This is a genomic window from Arthrobacter oryzae (genome assembly GCF_030812315.1).
Classification (GTDB): domain Bacteria; phylum Actinomycetota; class Actinomycetes; order Actinomycetales; family Micrococcaceae; genus Arthrobacter; species Arthrobacter oryzae_B.
This window is the reverse complement of sequence record NZ_JAUSSM010000038.1, coordinates 1-1,030: the sequence shown is the minus strand read 5'-3', so window position 1 is coordinate 1,030 and position 1,030 is coordinate 1. Positions and strand designations below refer to the sequence as shown.

The window sequence follows — 1,030 nt, the reverse complement described above, 5'->3', positions numbered from 1 at the left end:
GCGTTCGACACGATCATTCCCGGTATCGACGGCGGCCGGTACGACTTCACCGCCACCACGATGTCCGCCACCGAAGAGCGGCTGAAGGTCCTGGACATGATCAACTACCTCAAGGGCGGCTCGGCCGTAGCGGTCGCGAAGGACAACCCGCTCAAGCTGACCAACGAGAGCCTGTGCGGCAAAAACATCGGCGTGACCAAGGGCTCCACACAGCAGCTCAAGCACCTGCCGAACGTCTCGAAATGGACCTGCGAGGAAAAGGGACAGCCGGCCATCAACGCCATCACCCTGCCCAACGTCCAGGAAGCCCTGACGCAACTGGACTCCAAGCGGATCGACGGCGTCTTCTACGACGCCAGCGCCCTGGCCTGGGCCAACGACCAGCAGCCCAACCACTTCAGCATCCTCGAGCCCCGGATGGATACCCGCACCAACACCAGCGTCGCCATGGGCCTGAAAAAGGGATCACCGCTGACACCGGCCCTGCAGAAAGCCATCCAGTCCGTCCTGGAAACCCCGGAATACAAGGAATCCCTGGAGTACTGGGGCCTGGGCGAATCAGCCATCACCGAAGCCGCGCTCCGCTGATGGGTGAGCCGATGCTGCAAACAATTCCCCAAGGACGTGGAACCACAATGACCGGGACGGACCCAGCGCTCAAGCCACGGCTCCGACGGCGCAGCACCTTCGAATATGTCGCCTGGGTGGTATGCAGCCTGATCGGCGCCGGGATCCTGCTCTCGGTCTCCACGAACCCGAACTTCAGGTGGGCCGTGGTCGCCCAGTACTTCACGCACGACACCATCCTGCGCGGGCTGATGCTCACACTCTTCCTGACCTTCGCCAGCATGGCCATGGGAACACTCCTCGGACTCGGCCTGGCAGTCATGCGGGCCTCAAGCATCAAACCCATCGCGGCCACCGCCGGGATCTACATCACCTTGTTCCGTGGCACCCCGGTCCTGGTGCAGCTGATCTTCTGGTTCAACATCTCCGCCCTCTACCCGAACCTGAGCATCGGGATCCCGTT

General features: G+C 62.6%; 2 protein-coding genes. Both read left to right on the top strand.

Translation table 11 applies throughout. The annotated features are described in order from the left end of the window. On the top strand, window positions 1-588 hold a 588-nt coding region (locus tag J2S97_RS23935; protein WP_307052419.1), incomplete at its 5' end, for a transporter substrate-binding domain-containing protein. A 47-nt stretch (window positions 589-635) separates the two neighbouring features. Beyond that, a partial coding sequence (locus J2S97_RS23930; protein ID WP_307052418.1) for an ABC transporter permease subunit occupies window positions 636-1,030 on the top strand: 395 nt, incomplete at its 3' end.